9 protein-coding genes are annotated in these 14,276 nt (G+C 67.1%); 4 read left to right on the top strand and 5 right to left on the bottom strand.

The features are described from left to right. Together rpoB and M8859_RS33860 are read right to left on the bottom strand one after the other, a co-directional pair. The coding region (gene rpoB / locus M8859_RS33865; protein WP_249645482.1) for a DNA-directed RNA polymerase subunit beta at positions 1-2,184 on the bottom strand (2,184 nt) is incomplete at its 3' end. 408 nt (positions 2,185-2,592) lie between these two features. Next, positions 2,593-3,012, bottom strand: a complete 420-nt coding sequence (locus tag M8859_RS33860) for a DUF6223 family protein (protein WP_159929623.1) — start codon at positions 3,010-3,012, stop codon at positions 2,593-2,595. Positions 3,013-3,228: 216 nt separating this feature from the next. Here M8859_RS33860 and M8859_RS33855 point away from each other — a divergent pair, with 216 nt between their 5' ends. Further along, entirely contained in the window at positions 3,229-4,335 is a 1,107-nt protein-coding gene (locus tag M8859_RS33855; protein WP_195072193.1) for a sensor histidine kinase, read from the top strand. Further along, positions 4,332-4,994, top strand: coding sequence for a response regulator (locus tag M8859_RS33850; protein WP_159929627.1), 663 nt, complete (start codon positions 4,332-4,334; stop codon positions 4,992-4,994). The genes M8859_RS33855 and M8859_RS33850 overlap by 4 nt, the downstream gene beginning before the upstream one ends. A gap of 52 nt (positions 4,995-5,046) precedes the next feature. Here the strand turns inward: M8859_RS33850 and M8859_RS33845 are convergent, their stop codons facing one another. From M8859_RS33845 to M8859_RS33835, 3 genes are read right to left on the bottom strand one after another with little or no spacing between them, the layout of a single operon-like run. Continuing rightward, positions 5,047-5,247 carry a DUF6186 family protein gene (locus tag M8859_RS33845; protein WP_159929629.1) on the bottom strand — a complete coding sequence of 67 codons (201 nt, stop codon included), beginning with the start codon at positions 5,245-5,247 and terminating at the stop codon, positions 5,047-5,049. Then, positions 5,244-5,657, bottom strand: a complete 414-nt coding sequence (locus M8859_RS33840; protein WP_159929631.1) for a hypothetical protein — start codon at positions 5,655-5,657, stop codon at positions 5,244-5,246. Before M8859_RS33840 ends, M8859_RS33845 begins: the two co-directional genes overlap by 4 nt. 18 nt (positions 5,658-5,675) lie before the next feature. Beyond that, positions 5,676-6,449 carry a YwaF family protein gene (locus M8859_RS33835; RefSeq protein ID WP_159929633.1) on the bottom strand — a complete coding sequence of 258 codons (774 nt, stop codon included), beginning with the start codon at positions 6,447-6,449 and terminating at the stop codon, positions 5,676-5,678. 728 nt (positions 6,450-7,177) lie between these two features. On the opposite strand from M8859_RS33835, the gene M8859_RS33830 reads away from it, so the two are divergent. Then, on the top strand, positions 7,178-8,698 hold the full coding sequence (locus M8859_RS33830; RefSeq protein WP_249645481.1) for an acyltransferase domain-containing protein: 1,521 nt from the start codon (positions 7,178-7,180) through the stop codon (positions 8,696-8,698). Beyond that, on the top strand, positions 8,695-14,274 hold the full coding sequence (locus tag M8859_RS33825) for an SDR family oxidoreductase (RefSeq protein WP_249645480.1): 5,580 nt from the start codon (positions 8,695-8,697) through the stop codon (positions 14,272-14,274). Before M8859_RS33830 ends, M8859_RS33825 begins: the two co-directional genes overlap by 4 nt. Positions 14,275-14,276 lie beyond the last annotated feature (2 nt).

Here is a 14,276-nt window from a genome sequence, read left to right as displayed (position 1 = left end):
GATGATCGCGTCCTCGTAGTTGTGACCCTCCCACGGCATGATCGCCACCAGCAGGTTCTTACCCAGCGCCATCTCACCGTTCTCGGTGCACGGACCATCGGCCAGAACCTGACCACGCTCCACCCGCCGCCCCTCGTCCACGATCGGACGCTGATTGGCACACGTGCCCTGATTCGACCGAGCGAACTTACGCATCCGATAGGACTTACGCGTCCCGTCATCAGCCATCACCGTGACGTAGTCGGCGGAAACCTCCTCCACCACACCGGCCTTCTCGTTCACCACGACATCACCGGCATCGATCGCGGCACGCAACTCCATACCGGTGCCGACCAGCGGGGCTTCGGTGCGGATCAGCGGCACGGCCTGCTTTTGCATGTTGGCGCCCATCAGGGCGCGGTTGGCGTCGTCGTGCTCGAGGAACGGGATCATCGCCGTCGCGACCGACACCATCTGACGCGGCGACACGTCCATGTAGTCGACCTCGGCGCGATCGACGAGCTCCACCTCCGAATTCCTGCGGCGCACCGGAATGCGGGCGGCGACGAGACGTCCCTCGGCGTCGAGCGGCTCGTTCGCCTGCGCCACGACATGCAGGTCTTCTTGGTCGGCGGACAGGTAGTCGACCTCGTCGGTCACCCGGCCGTCGATCACTCTTCGGTACGGCGTCTCGATGAAGCCGAACGGATTGACCCGCGCGTACACCGACAGATAACCGATCAGCCCGATATTCGGGCCTTCGGGCGTCTCGATCGGGCACATCCGGCCGTAATGGCTGTAGTGCACGTCGCGGACTTCCAGACCTGCGCGTTCGCGAGTCAGACCCCCCGGCCCGAGCGCGGACAGGCGACGCTTCTGCGTCAGACTGGCGAGCGGGTTCCGCTGATCCAAGAACTGCGACATCTGCGAGGTTCCGAAGAACTCCTTGATCGCGGCGACGACCGGGCGGATATTCATCAGCGTCTGCGGCGTGATCGCCTCGATATCCTGAGTCGTCATCCGCTCGCGGACCACGCGCTCCATCCGGGACAGCCCCAGCCGGAACTGGTTCTGGATCAGCTCGCCGACCGTGCGCAGGCGACGGTTGCCGAAATGGTCGATGTCGTCGACCTCGACCGGTACCTCGATGCCACCGGGTGCGGTCATCACGCGATCACCTGCGTGCAGCCGCAACAGGTATTCGATGACCGTGACGATGTCTTCCTCGGTGAGCACCCGGGAGCCGATGACTTCGCCGGTGTGGATGCCGAGTTTCTTGTTCATCCGGTAGCGACCCACGCGCGCCAGGTCGTAACGCTTCTCCTTGAAGAACAGATTCTCCAGCAGCGCCTGCGCGGACTCCTTGGTCGGCGGCTCACCCGGACGCAGCTTGCGATGAATGTCGAGCAGTGCCTCGTCGGTGCCCGCCGTGTTGTCCTTCTCCAGGGACGTCGTCATGATTTCGGAGAAACCGAACCGTTCGGTGATCTGCGCGCTGGTCCAGCCGAGTGCTTTGAGCAGGACGGTCACCGGTTGACGCCGTTTGCGGTCGATGCGAACGCCGACGGTGTCGCGCTTGTCGATGTCGAATTCCAGCCACGCGCCGCGCGACGGTATGACGCGCACACCGTGCAGGTCCTTCTCCGTGGCCTTGTCGACGGAGTGGTCGAAGTAGACCCCCGGCGAGCGCACCAGCTGCGAGACGATGACACGCTCCGTGCCGTTGATCACGAATGTACCTTTGTCGGTCATCATCGGGAAGTCGCCCATGAAAACCGTCTGGCTCTTGATCTCACCGGTGTTGTTGTTGATGAACTCCGCCGTGACGAACAGCGGAGCCGCGTAGGTCATGTCCTTGTCTTTGCATTCCTCGACCGAGGCTTTGACTTCCTCGAAACGCGGTTCGGAAAGCGTCAGCGACATCGTGGCGGCGAAGTCCTCGATCGGGCTGATCTCCTCGAGCACCTCCTCCAACCCGCCCGCGGGTGAATCGCCGCGCGCCGCTGCCCGTTCGCGCCAGGCGGGCGCACCGATCAACCATTCGAACGATTCGGTCTGCACGTCCAGCAACGGTGGAACATCCAGCGGCTCATGGAGTTTGGCGAACGATACCCGCTTCGGAGCCCCCTGGATCGCGGTGTCTTCGGGTATTCCTGCATCGATTTCTGTCTGACTCGAGACTGCCAAGACGCGTCCTTCCAGCACCTCGCGCCGCCCACGCGTTCACGCGGTCGTCACGGTATCTGCTTGTCCTGTGGGCTGTATTTCACCTTGCGCACCGTGCCGGAGGTGGCCCCAACATGCCTCGACAACAACGGGCAGAAAGCGGCACGCGTCCGTGCCACTTTCTGCAGTCATTCCGTATTTCGAGAGTCGGACAGCACGCACCCCGGCGCGAAGTCTCAAATTACACCCAAACTCGACCGTTGTCGAGGACACGAACAAATAGGCACTCGATTAGCGGTGCCTTCCCGAATTAATAGTGACATCTCCGGATGCCATTCGTCAAGTCCATCGGCGGTAATCTGCCAACCCTTTCACACCGGCGGAATATCCCGGTCGTGACGTGAACCCCCGCCCCGGCCTCGACGGCCATCGCGTCACGGTCGGCAGTCAGACGGTGCGACGGGAGCGGGTCCGCGCCAGCCAACCGAGGACCGTGGCGACCACCCCGATCATCAGGGCCGCGAAGCCACCGACTATCCCGTTGCCGGTGCCGGGCCCGCCGTCGGCGGCGGCCACCACCAGCCCACCGAGGAGCACACCGGTCAGCCCCGCCACCAGGGCCGCGGCTGCCCACCCTCCTCGATTGCCGATGCGGATTCGACCGGACGGGCGGGCCAGCGCCACCACTCCGGTGACCACTCCGGCGAGTGCCACCAGTGCGGCCACCGCGCCTACGAATCGCCCGCTGGTCACGACGTAGGAATCGACAGCGGCCGCACCGGCCGAGACGGTCGCGGCCGCCGGTGTGGCCAGCGAGAGACTTCCGAGCGAGGCGAGCGCGGCGGCGAACAGAGAGCGGACGAACATGGGGTGCTCCTTCATCGTAGGATCGGACGCGCTCGATCATGTCCGCTCAACCCACCGGCGATCATCCTGCCCGCGAAGACAATTCGTGCTGCCACCGATGCCGTAGCCCGCTGCCGCGGAATACCGCGACGGTGGTGCGGATACCGCCGGCGCGGTAGGCGATCGATACTTCATGCGCGGGAGTCGCCCGCGCGCAGATCCGGCTAGGGTGCTCGCATGCGCACGCGACGGATCGGGGACTGGGCGATCGCCGTCGGCGTGGCGGCGACGTTGCTGGTCGCCGGACTGTCCGGGCAACACTCCCCCACGAACCTCGACCTGTTGGGCTACGTGTTGTTGACGACCGGCGGTCTCGCGTTGGCCGCGCGCCGCCGGGCTCCGGTCACCGTGCTGGCCGTGACCGGGTCGTGCGCGCTCGGTTATCAAGCGGCCGGATTCGACGTGCCCGCGGTCGCGTTCCTGTTCGCGGTGTACGCAGCCGTACGGGCGGGGCACCGCACGGTGACGGTGGCGGCGTCGGTGGTCCTGCTGGCCGCCCTCCCGCTCGCGGCCCTGGTCTCCCTGCGCGACATGAGCGAGGCGTTTACGCAGGCGCGAGGCGCTCTCGAGCTGGCCTGGCTGATCGCGGCCGGTGCGGCAGGAGAGGCGCTGCGGCAGGCCGAGCGACGGGCGGACGAGGCCGAGCGCACCAGGGAGGAGGCCGCTCGGCGCCGCGCCGACGAGGAGCGGCTGCACATCGCGCGGGAGCTGCACGACTCGCTCACCCACCACATCTCGGTCATCAAGGTGCAGTCCGAGGCTGCCGTCCATGTCGCCCGCAAGCGAGGTGACGAGGTGCCGGAGGCTTTGCTGGCGATCCGGGAGGCCGGTCGCGAGGCTGCCAGGGAACTGCGAGCGACCCTGGAGGCGCTGCGCGACGATGCCAAGAGCCCGCCGCAGGGGCTCGACCACGTCCCGGAACTGGTGGAACGGGCGCGCACCACCGGTCTGGACGCCACTCTGACGATCGAAGGGCATCCCCGCGACCTGCCCGCGGCGGTGGACCGGACCGTCTACCGGATAGTCCAGGAGTCGCTGACCAACATCGCCCGCCATGCCGCCGCCACCGTGACGTCGATCCGGATCGACTACCGCCCCGACACCTTGGTCATACGAATCGATGACGACGGCAAGGCCACGCCCGGCACCGCACCGGCTCCCGGCGTCGGGCTGCTCGGGATGCGCGAACGCGTCACCGCCCTCGGTGGTCGCCTGCGCGCGGAACCACGCAGCGAGGGCGGCTTCCGCGTACAGGCCGAACTACCCGTGGATCGAACGTCGTGATCCGCGTCCTGCTGGTAGACGACCAGCCACTCATTCGCAGTGGATTCCGCGCGCTGCTCGACCTGGAGGACGACATCGAGGTGGTGGCCGAGGCCGCCGACGGAAGCGAGGGCCTGGCTTTGGCCAGGCAACACCTGCCCGACATCGCACTCGTCGACATCCAGATGCCGGTCGTCGACGGCATCGAAGCGACCCGGCGCATCGCCGCGGACCCCGCCCTGTCCGCGGTGCACGTCGTCATCCTGACCAACTACGGCATGGACGAATACGTCTTCAACGCGCTGCGCGCCGGCGCGGCCGGCTTCCTGGTCAAGGACATCGAGCCGGAGGACTTCCTCCACTGTGTCCGCGTCGCCGCGCGGGGCGACGCGTTGCTCGCGCCCTCGATCACGCGCCGACTGATCAACCGGTACGTCACCCAGCCGCTGGTCACCGAAGTCGGTAGCGGGGTGAAGGAACTGACCAACCGCGAACGCGAGGCCGTCACGCTGGTGGCGCGGGGACTGTCCAACGACGAGATCGCCGACCGGATGGTGATCAGCCCGCTGACCGCGAAAACCCACATCAACCGAGCCATGACCAAGCTCCACGCCCGCGACCGCGCGCAACTCGTGGTCTTCGCCTACGAATCCGGCCTGGTCACCCCGCGCGACTCCTGATCAGCACCGTTCAAGTGGCCGGCCGGAACCGCCACCGGCGGCGGACCGGCCGCTACCGCGCGAGAAAATGCCAGCCGAGCCATGCCCACAGCACTACAGCGGCAATCCTCGCTGCCCGAGCGCGGAGGAGGTAGGCGACTGTTTCGCCCAGGGGCGCGATCAGGTCGCGGCGCACGTGCGTGACGACGACGGCGCCGAGCGTGGCACCCAGCAGCAGCGCGAAGCCGACGACGACGATCTCCCGATCGTTCATCTCGACACCAGCCACCAACCGGCACCCAGCCAGACCAGCCATCCCACGACGCGCAGCGGCCAGTGTTCGAGCGCCGGATCCAGCAGCGTCGACAATGTCGGGTGGTCGTCGCTGGCCCGGCTCCAATCCGGTTGCCGCACGAACGCGTACACCTCCCACGCCGATCCCGCGATCAGCAGCGCCGACCAGACGACCACGCCGCGCCGCAGCCGCTCGGTACGGGGAACCGGGGCGGGCGCCGCGCGCCGAGCCAGCACCGAGATCACGGCCGCCGACACCAGTACCAGTGCGGTAGCCGACCCACTGAACGGCCGGGTGGCGGCCCCGCTCACCGCGAGCACGGCACCGATCGCGAGCAGCGCGGCACGCCGACCGAATGGCCGTTGTGGACGCGCCGGTTGCGTTGTCACGTTGGCAGAGTAATGCCCTCAGCGGCTGGATCCGGGCAGGTGAGGCCGGTGGTTTCCCCACCGGTTCTTCCACGCGCGGCGAGCATGGGTGGGTGGCCTCGGTGCCATCGCGGTCCACGGCCAGGTCATCAGAGCCCACACGGCGAGGAGCAGGGCGGCCACGGTTACCAGGTACCAAGGCCAGGGGCCGAGCACGTCCAGCAGCGATGCGGTGGCGGGTTTGCCGTTGACGAATCCGTAATTCGTGCCCGCTATCGAGTTGAAGACAAAGGTCACCGCCACCCACACGACGGTGACGGTCACCGCCAGCCAGTAGCTTCGCCAGTCCGGGTGCATGCCGATGCCCCAGGTCAGGTAGATGGCCGCCCAGACCACCACCAGGTGGATCGCCCAGAAGGCGAGGAATTCCGGATGCGGGAAGTCCGGGCTGTTCAGCGCGGGTGACACGAGTGCCTGCGTGCTCAGGGTCAGACACCAGTAATAGGTCAAGGCGTACGCCCAGGGCCGGTGCGACCACAGGGCGTACGCGGCGACCATGCTCGCGAGGTCGGTCAATCGCAGCGGTACCGAGCGCCCGATAGTCGGTGGGATCATCGCGACGAGGTAGATCACCAGGTACAACGCCAACGTGGTGGCACCCGCGACGCGGCCGAATCTACGCGCGCTCTCAGGGCTGCGGTGCCTGCGTCCGACGCGGACGACCAGCGCCGCCCCGACCGCGAAGATGGCCAGCACCACCCAGTGCGATGGCCCGTATGCGAAGAACTCCCGCTGCGCCGATGGCGGGTTCACCCAACCGATCTTATAAGGGCGGGCACGCCCCGCTGAGATATTCGTACAGTCCCGAATTGCCTACCGCCGAGAGCAGCAGGTTCGGGGTTCGAGTCCCTGATGGCGCACAATCATCCCAGGTCACGCGGGGCCATCCGGCCTGACCTGATCTCATCTCGGAACGTGACAAAAGTACACCGATGTCTCCGGGCCCAACTTGCGGTCAGGCGGTCCAGCCCAGCCCCTTCTCCACAACAGCCGTGGAGTCCGGTGCCAGCTCCGCCGACGCTCTGCGCCCTCTCGGGAGTGCCCTGACCGCTTCGCCACAGTCTTCGCATCCGACCCTCAGCGATCAGCGTGGCGACCGTCTTCCGGAATGTGTATTGCGTTACATCCTTGTCGAGCGTGCCGTGCGCGCCGCGCCAGGTGCGGTTGAAGTTGTGGGGACCACGCAGCACTCCACCGCGTCCAGGAAACACAAGAGTGGTCTTGCCGTCCACCTGCACCACGTCGCCGCCCACCTCGCGCAGCGCCTTCGAGCCGCCCGATCAGCTCAGGGTCACCCCCTCACCGGACCCCCGCCCTGAGGGACACGTGCGGGAGAAGGTCAGAACACGACTTCGCAATACGGTCGATGTAAAGGGGGGTTGCGCTTTCGCGATTTTTCGGTAACGGATCTTGTTCGGCTTCCACGACCGTCGCCATACCAGCAAACTCCATGATGTTGCCAACGATGTCAACTCGACGCAGTGCCGATCTTGTCGACCGGGATCCAGCGCTCGGGTGCAGTTCGTCGCAAAGACGCTGTTCGTCGGCCCCCTCCGATGCTGGTTCGCAATAAAACATGCTGCGCTCCAACCGTTTTCGCTACTCTTTACGGTGAGCAGCCGAGACGATCCACAGGAGAACTTGGGATGTTGCAGACCAACGATCGGACGGTTTTCCTTTTCCCTGGCCTAGGGGCATATTCTCCCGCGGCACTACGTTCAGCCGCCCTCGACCACCCGTGGGTGGCCGATGAGCTGGACAAAATCGACTACGCCGCAGCGGATTACGGTATCCCGGCGGTGCGGCCCGTCCTCCTCGGAGAGCAGGAGCTGTCGATCGAGGACATGCTGACTCGGCCTGCCGCACACCTGCAGTTGGCGATCTTCGCGACTTCCATTGCCACACACAAGATTCTGATGGATTCTGGTGCACGGCCGCGCGCGCTGGTCGGACACAGTTTCGGCGAGATCGCGGCGCTGGTGTCATCGGGCGCGTTCACCCTCGCGGACGGGGTTTATCTGGTGTGGGCCCGCGCACGCGCGCTCGAGCCCTGGGAGGGGCGCGGCGCGATGGCCGCGATCAGCGTGGACGTGGAAACCGCCGCGCACATCATAGGTGCGCTGGAGGCACCGGAGCTGGTGGTCGCCTGCGTCAACGCACCGCGGCAAACGGTGCTCAGCGGCCCAGTCGAAGCGATCGACGCGGCCGAGCCCGTCGTTCAGGCACTCGGGGCCTTCTTCACCAAGCTCTATCTTCCCTACGCATCGCACCACCCGTCGATGCACCCGGCCGCCACCGCCTTTGTGCAGCTGACCAGCGGAATCGCCCAGCATCATCTGGAAATTCCGGTCATCTCGCCGATCCATGGACGCCGCTATACCGATGACGATGATCTCACGACGCTGCTCGGACAGTGCCTCGTGCTGCCGGTGCGGTTCACCGACACCATTCGAAACCTGCATGAGCACGGGGTATCTCGCTATGTCGAGGTGGGTGCGCTGCGGGCATTGACCCGGTGTGCCGAATTGACCGTGCCCGACATTCAAACCTACGCCCCGTTGTCGGACCCCGGGCAGGCGGTCGCCGAGCTCGCCGCCGCCGCACGCGGCAACGGCGCGGTCACCCCGCAACATCGCCCGGCGATGTCTGCGGTACTGGCCACCGAGGCGGCGCCCGTCCCCGAACCCGTGGCACCACCGCCCACATCCGCGGCAACACTTCCGCACGAGCCAGCGCCCCAGCGCGCGGCCCGGGACGACGTTACTCGACGGCTGCGAGCCCTGTATGCCGACCTGCTCGAATACCCGCCGGATGTACTGACCGAGGACGCGATGCTGGAGGCGGATCTCGGTGTGGACTCACTCAAGCAGACCGCCTTACTGACCAAGGTCATCGAAATGTTCGAACTCACCCGCCCCCCAAACGGCGTCACAGTGCTGGATTACCCCTCACTCGGACATATCGCCGAATGGGTGCTGCAACAACGACAGGCAGGCCGATGACCCGGCTCGGTGGCCTTGTCGTCCTGGTCACCGGTGGGGCGCGCGGCGTCGGCGGCGCCATCAGCCGGGCTTTCGCAGCGCAAGGCGCGCATGTCATCGTGAACTATTTCCACGCCCGCCAGGAGGCTCCGGCACTCGTCGATGAAATTCGCGCCAACGGCGGTTCGGCCGAGCTCCTGCGGGCGTCGGTGCTCGAGCAAGATCAGGTCGAGGCGATGTTCGCCACTGTCGAGCGACGGCACGACGGGTTGGATGTGCTGGTCAACAATGCCGGCGGTGGCGCGCTCGGCCGCATCGACGAGATCGCGGACCACTACTGGGATCGGGCCTGGAATACCGGTCTGCGGGGCAGTCTGCGCTGTGCCCGTGCAGCTGCTCCGCTGATCCAGCGGCGCGGCGGGGGCGCAATCGTCAACCTGTCCTCGCTCGGCGGCGGGCAACTGGTGATGCGCGGATTCAGTGCGTGCGGCACCACCAAAGCCGCCGTGGAAGCGCTCACCCGCTACCTGGCTGTCGAATACGCACACCTGGGAATCCGGGTCAACACAGCGGCTTTGGGCGTGCTGGATAGTCCTGCGGTCGAGCTGTTCCCGGATGCGGAACCGTTCATGGCGCGGGTGCGCGAGGCCACTCCCCTCGGACATCGGCTGGGCAGCATGGCCGAAGCAGCCGAGCTGGTGGTATTTCTGGCCTCACCCGCCGCCTCGTGGATCACCGGGCAATGCGTGCTGGCCGACGGTGGGCTGTCACTCGGTTCGATGTCGCTGTCACCACCCGAACCCGTACCGCCACCCGAACCTGTGCCACCGGTCCAGAAGTCGATCCGGATCAGCGATCCGCAACCGCCGCGGCCCGAACCGGACAGTGCGGCGGTGATCGCGATCGTCGGCATGGGCGCGGTGGCGCCCGGCGCCGCCGATCCGGAGGAACTGTGGAGGGTGCTGTGCGGCCCGGAGAATGTGTTCACCGACCCAGTGCGATTCGACCCCGATGCCTTCTACTCCGCCGACCCGTCGGCGCCCGACCGCAGCTACACCAAGAAATCGGGGTTCATCACGAACTTCGTTCCCGGCCCTCAATTGCGCGCAGAACTCGAACAGGGCATCGTGCCCAGCCGTGAGGCGACCACGCTGTGGCTGCGTCAAGCTGTACAGCAGGCATTGAGCACTGTCACGCGCGGGCGGCACGATCGGTTTTTCGTCGCACTGGGTTGTACCGCCGACGGCAGCCAGGATCTCGAACAGCGCCTGGTGCTCTCCGGCTACCTGCGGCGCATCGGCGATCGATTGCCACCGCAGGCGTACGAGCGCCTGCGCGCTCACTACACCGGCGCACCCCACCCCGGCCTCGCACAGTCACCCTATGAATTCCTGCCGCACCGTATCGGCCGCAACGCTATTGCCGGTCTGGTGCCGGAGAGGACCGAACTGGTGATGGTGGACACGGCGTGCTCCTCGTCGTTGTACAGCCTCGACCTCGCTGTCAAAGCATTGCGAGAGGGCAGCGCCGACGTGGCATTGTGCGGAGGGGCCTTCGGCTACTCGGCACGCAATATGGTGCTGTTCTCCAAGCTCACCGGGCTCTCGAAGTCCGGCGAGGTGCGGTGCTTCGACCGGGACGCGAGCGGAGTGCTGTTCTCCGACGGAGCGGGCGTCGTGACCCTCAAGCGTCTGAGCCGGGCACGCAGCGACGGTGATCGGATACTCGGCGTGCTCGAGGGCGTCGGGTTGGCCTGCGACGGCCGCGGCAAGGCCATCTACGCGCCCAATCGGGTCGGGCAGGGGTTCGCCGTGCGGCGCGCGTACGCCGACGGCGTCGTCGACCCGGCTGACCTCTCCTGGATCATCGCGCACGCCACCGGCACCCAAGCGGGGGACAGTACGGAACTCGGTGTGTTGAACGAAGTCGTCGGCGACGGCCCGCCCGCGGCGCTGTCGTCGAACAAAGCGATTCTCGGGCACACTGGTTGGGCCGCCGGAGCGATATCCCTGGTACAGGCGTTGTCCGGGCTGGCGTGTGATCAAGTTCCAGCACAGCGCTACCTGGCCGACCCGATACCCCAGCTCGAAGGCAGCCGCTTCCGTCCGTCCGCCGAACCGGCGGCCCTGCCGGGCCCGCGTCCGCGCCGGGTCGGCATCAACGCTTTCGGTTTCGGCGGCACCGACGCCCATATCGTCGTCGGTGAGCACACCGACGACACGCCCCTGCGGCGTCCACGACCGAGAATCGATACCGAGAATATCGTCGTAATCGGCTGGGCTACCGATCTTCCCGGTGATCCCGATCATGAAACGGTCACGGCCTGGCTGCGCGAGGGACGGCAGCCGCCGGATCTCGGTTTCGGCGCGGACTATCCACTGCCCGACTTCGCTCGGGTGCCATTGCCACCCGCCACGCTTCGTAACCTGGACCGCAGCCAAATCATGGTGCTCAATGCCGCATCCCGTTTGCCGCAGGACATTCGGGCCGCGTGCAGCCGCCTGCACGACACAGCGGGTGTCGTGGCCGCGCATGTCGGGCCGACGCGCCGAGGTGTCCATTACGCGTTGCGCTGCTATCTGGGCGATCTCGAGCGATGTCTGGCAACGGATTCCCAGTCTCCGGCCGCACGCGTGCTCGGCGAGCTCGGCGAACAGGTCCGCGCGCTGGTGCCGGCAAGCACCGAGGACTCCTACCCCGGCCTGATGCCGAACATCATCGCCGCCCGCCTGGCATCGCTGTGGGATCTGCACGGCCTGAACATGACCATCGACACCGGCTTCGATGCGGCGCTGGATGCCGTGCGTACCGCGGAACGTCATCTGCGCCACCGCACTCTGGACCTGGCACTGGTCGCCGCCGTCAATGGCAACAGCTGCCCGGAGCTGGCCGAGGTGCTGGCCGACGGCGGCGAGCACCGCCCACTCGCCGAGGGCGCGTTCCTGATCGCCCTCGGTCGCGAATCGACAGCTCGTGCTGAGGGGCTTCCGGTACTGGCGAGACTACGTACCGAATTCGGGCCCAGAGATCCGGCTACCCAGCCGGACACCGCCGCACCACTGCGCACTGGGAACCGCACCTATGTCGCAGGCGACGCGATGCTCGCCCTGCTCACGCGGATCGTCGCGGCACCGGGGACGGCTCGTATCGGCAGCCGCGCCGACTGGGGCGTGCAACTCACCGTCGCCACCGAAACGAGCAGTGCGCCCTCCGTACCGGCTGCCGTCGAGTCACCTGTGCAACCTGTACGGTGGGAACTGGCCGACTCGCCCGCCCGGCGCGTTCAGGCCACGCTACCTGCGGTGCCACCGGGATCCCTGCTGCTGGTCGAGGATCCGGCGTCGGCGCCCCTAGGCGTCGACGCTCGCATAGTCGTCGTGCCCACGGTCGTCGGTTCGCTCCCCTCCGCCACCGCACTCGCGGCACTGCTGCCGGACAGCGACATCGCACACATTCGCATCATCACCTCCCTGGGCGCCTCGAGTACGAGCACGACCGATCTCAGTGCGCTGTCGCGTATCCGAGTACTGCACGACTTGGCGCATCTCGCCGCCGCACGGTGGCGAGCCGGGCCGGGGGACAGTTTCGCTGTGCTGCTGGTGGACTCAGTGCGTGAAGAAGTGGTGCACCCGGCGGCCGGCCCATTCACCGGGCTGGTCAAGAGCCTGGCTCGGGAAGCACCGGCGACAACCTGTTTCGCCGTCCTCACCGAGTCCGGTGATCTTGCTGCCGGGCTCGAGTTGCTGGCGGCCGAATCAGGCCGGCTCCAGGACTTCGCCGTAAGTGTCCATTCGGGCCGCCGACGGCTCGCCTATCGATTGAGCGACCATCCGCCGTCGGGCGCACCCGCTGAAGCGCTCGGGCCCGCCGATGTGGTGGTCGCCACCGGTGCCCGCGGCATCATCGCGGAAATCTTGGCCACCCTCGTAGAAAACGCTTCTCCGACCGTCTATTTGCTCAGCACAACCGCCCCCGCGCCGACCGCGCAGGTGCCATCCCGGGCCGATTTCATCGCGTCCCGCCGGGCTGCCGCGGCCGAGCTGGAGTTGGCCGAGCTGACCAGGGAATACGCCCGGCTTCGGGCCGCCGCGCAGACCCGTTCCACCCTGCAGCGGCTCGCAGACCGCTGCGGCGCGACCAAAGTTCATCACCTGACCTGCGATGTCACCGACGCGGCGGCGGTCGGCGCCGCGATCGATCGGGTGCATGCCGTGCACGGTCGGGTGGATTTGCTGATCAATGCGGCAGGCGTGCACCACGGTGGGACCGTGCGATCCACGACACTGGACCATGCTCGGCGCGTCCGCGATACCAAACTGCTGGGCTATCTGGCCCTCCGCCAGGCATTCGCAGGACGGCCACCTCGACGTTGGCGCAATATCGGCTCCCTGCTCGCAGTCCTGGGCTGGCCCGGCGAAGCGGATTACTGCGCGGGCAATGACCTACTCGATCACACTGCACCATGGGCTGGCCGTTTCGGGCCCTGCCCCGAAGGTACCCTCGCGATGCCACTGTGGGACGAAAGCGGGTTCGCGGCCGAACCCATGACCCGCGAAGTGCTACGCCGCCAAGCTGCATTGACACCGGTGTCGAACCGCCAGGGCTGCCAGCTGTTCGTCGCCGCGCTCGATACCGGATCCGACGCCGCGACGATCACCTATCTCGGTCCGGCCGAACGCAACCTGATCGCTGGCGATGCCGTTCGACCACCACAAGTACCACCGCGGCCCGCTCCCCCGCCGCGGCTGCTCGAGCCCGAGGGCCACCGGTCATCGATCTTCCGGCCCGAGCTGGCGGGCCGAGACCACCATCTCGTCCACCATCTGCTCGCGGGGCGGCCGGTGGTACCTGCGGCCATGATCGCGATGCTCGCCGCAGAGGCGGCGGCCGGCTCCAGCGGCCGAATCCCGACCGCGATAGCGAATCTAGCGATTCACCGGCCGCTCCACGGCGGGCACCACGGCTACCGGCTCACCGTCGAGGGCGAGACCGGCGGCAGCACGGCGCTCGTGCGGATACACAGCGAGCTACCGGTGCGACTTCCCGGTACACATCGGCATCTCCTGCACGCAGAGGCGACGATACTATTCGAGCCCACCCGGCCGTCCGCGTCGAATGTAGCCGTGCCCGTCGGTGATCCGGAATTGGTTCGCCCGCCTTGGTACGAGCCCGGCGGGTTGCTGACGCTCAGCGGGCCGTACCTGTCGCTGAGCGAGGTCGCGCTGTGTGGCCGGGTCGCCACCGCGACGTTCGCTCACTCCGGACACGGTTACCGCGCGGCGGAGGGTCCCCCCTGGCCCATCTTGCTGCTCGACAGCCTGATTCAGCTGAGCGTCATCGCACTGCACGGAGCGAATCGGGTCGGTTCGGTGCCGGTCGGCATCGGCCGCCTGCGACCACTCCCCTTGGCAGGTCCACCGGCCGGCTCCTCGATCATGCTGCGGGCTGACTCTCGTGGGGCAACGGCCTACGGAACCGGCGACGTCCCACTGCTGGAGCTGACCGGGCTGGTGACACACCCGCTGTCTGGTCACATCCCGGACCGGCCCGCGCCGTCGGCGTCCGAGAGCCACTCTCCCTCAGCGCAGCGGCGGTGACA

The organism is Nocardia sputi, from assembly GCF_023501985.1.
Note: the sequence above shows the minus strand (reverse complement) of the source record. Positions and strands in the feature narration are given on the sequence as shown.

Coding starts and splice junctions, on each gene's coding strand:
- M8859_RS33825 (WP_249645480.1), top strand. CDS start 8,695: ATGACCCGGCTCGGTGGCCTTGTCGTCCTGGTCACCGGTGGGGCGCGC.
- M8859_RS33860 (WP_159929623.1), bottom strand. CDS start 3,012: ATGTTCGTCCGCTCTCTGTTCGCCGCCGCGCTCGCCTCGCTCGGAAGT.
- M8859_RS33855 (WP_195072193.1), top strand. CDS start 3,229: ATGCGCACGCGACGGATCGGGGACTGGGCGATCGCCGTCGGCGTGGCG.
- M8859_RS33845 (WP_159929629.1), bottom strand. CDS start 5,247: ATGAACGATCGGGAGATCGTCGTCGTCGGCTTCGCGCTGCTGCTGGGT.